The 2,066-nt window shown below is 31.1% G+C and carries 3 protein-coding genes; all 3 read left to right on the top strand.

Annotated features, from left to right (window positions below):
- The first annotated feature begins 572 nt into the window (after nt 1-572).
- Nucleotides 573-821: a type II toxin-antitoxin system ParD family antitoxin gene (locus ACODSI_RS14975; protein WP_482474991.1), complete on the top strand. Its 249-nt coding sequence runs from the start codon at nt 573-575 to the stop codon at nt 819-821.
- A complete protein-coding gene (locus tag ACODSI_RS14970; protein WP_488917662.1) occupies nt 814-1,113 on the top strand; it encodes a type II toxin-antitoxin system RelE/ParE family toxin in 300 nt (99 codons plus the stop codon). The genes ACODSI_RS14975 and ACODSI_RS14970 overlap by 8 nt, the downstream gene beginning before the upstream one ends.
- 197 nt (nt 1,114-1,310) lie before the next feature.
- Nucleotides 1,311-1,994, top strand: a complete 684-nt coding sequence (locus ACODSI_RS14965; RefSeq protein WP_488917661.1) for a VOC family protein — start codon at nt 1,311-1,313, stop codon at nt 1,992-1,994.
- Nucleotides 1,995-2,066 lie beyond the last annotated feature (72 nt).

The raw sequence follows: 2,066 nt of genomic DNA, 5'->3' as shown, positions 1-2,066 counted from the left end.
GCAGAATGCAAATGAGCTTATGTAAAATGCAAATGAGCTTATGCAGAATGCAAATAGCCTTATGCAGAATGCAAATGAGCTTATGTAAAATGCAAATAAGCTTATGCAGAATGCAAATGAGCTTATGTAAAATGCAAATGAGCTTATGCAGAATGCAAATGAGCTTATGTAAAATGCAAATAGCCTTATGCAGAATGCAAATAGCCTTATGCAGAATGCAAATGAAGACCTGCAGAATGCAAATGAACACCTGCCGAGTTCAACAAAGCAAATTCAAAAACAAATTAGTTAATTACTAAAAGAAAAACTAAATCAATAGAAAGGCTTCTGCTAACAGCCGTTTGCGCCAATGGCGTGGCTTGGGTTTTATCAGAATGCGGAAGTGAATATCTTTTTTCTTTCAATCGCGTTTTTTCTTTCTAACTTTTCGGTATATTTGTTTTCGTCAGTGAGTGAAAACCGCCACTGGCGCAAGCGACAGAACGTTAACTGTAATTTTTTGTCCGAGAAAAAAACAACTTTTTCTTTGATAATTACCAAATTTTGGTAACTTTGTTAAAAATATAAAAATTATGGGACGAAATACATCAGTTTCTCTTGGAAACTATTTTGAAAACTTTGTAGATAGTAGAGTTTCAGAAGGAAGATTTAAAAACGCTAGCGAAGTTATACGAGCTGGATTAAGATTGCTAGAAGAAGAAGAAAGCAAAATTATTGCGCTTAAAAAAGCTATCAGCGAAGGGATTGAAAGCGGAATCGCAAAAGACTTTGATCCAAAAAAACATCTTGAATCGTTAAAAGCCAAAAAGAAAAATGGCTAAATACAAATTAACAAACAAAGCGGTAGAAGATTTATCGAAGATTTGGGATTACACATACGAAGTTTGGTCTGAAAATCAAGCTGACAAATATTATTTTGAACTTATTGAAGATTGTCATGTATTGGCTGAAAATCAAAACTTAGCGAAAAATTATACGGACATTAACGATGATATTTATGGTTATAAATCTGGACAACATATAATTTTCTTCAGAATAATATGCGAAAACGAAATTGAAATTACTAGATTTCTACATTCTAGAATGGATTTAAAAAACAGAATTCAAGAATAAAACTACAGTTAACACAGGTTTTGCGCTATTGCTAGGTTTGGGCTTTTCGGAAAACTTTAGTGAATATTTTTTCTATTAATCAGGTTTTTTTCTTTCAAAGTTTTCGGTATATTTGTTTTCGCCAGTCTTGATATTCGCAACAGCGCAAAGCCTGGGAACGTTAGCGGCTATAATAGCTCACCAAAAATAAAAACAAAATGAGTAATAAAATCTCACATATTTCAATACTTATTGACGACTATGATAAAGCCATTGAATTCTATACAAAAAAGTTGAATTTTATATTATTAGAAGATACTTTTATAGATGAAAATAAGCGTTGGGTAAAAGTTGCTCCTAATAAATTTTCAGAATTTAGTTTATTATTGGCTAAAGCTTCCAATGAAATTCAAAAATCTAGGATTGGTAATCAAACTGGTGGAAGAGTATTTTTATTTATGAACACTTCTGATTTTGAAACTGATCATCAAAACTTGAAAAATAATAATATAAAAATAATCCGAGAACCAAAAACAGAACCTTACGGCAAGGTTTTAGTTTTTGAAGATTGTTATGGAAATCTTTGGGATTTAATTGAACCTTCTGATAATAAAACAGAAAAGTACTATTCAACTGCAATAATCAAAGTTGTTGACAAAGAGAATCTTGAAAAAGTAATAAAAGCGTTGATTGAATTGAAACAAAACACAAGAATTGAAACTGGAAATATTACTTTTGAAGTTCAACAATCTAAAGAAAATCAATCTGAATTTATTATTTGGGAATGCTTTGAAAATGAAATAGAATTCCAAAAACATCTTGATTCAAAACATTTAAAAGATTTTTTAGACTTAGGGTTAATAGAATTTGTAAAAGGTTATCCTTCGCACAATATTTGTTAATCATAAAAATTACAGCCGCTAACAGCCGTTTGCGCCAATGGCGTGGCTTGGGATTTATCAGAATGCGGAAGT

The organism is Flavobacterium sp. FG139 (assembly GCF_057809695.1).
Note: the sequence above shows the minus strand (reverse complement) of the source record. Positions and strands in the feature narration are given on the sequence as shown.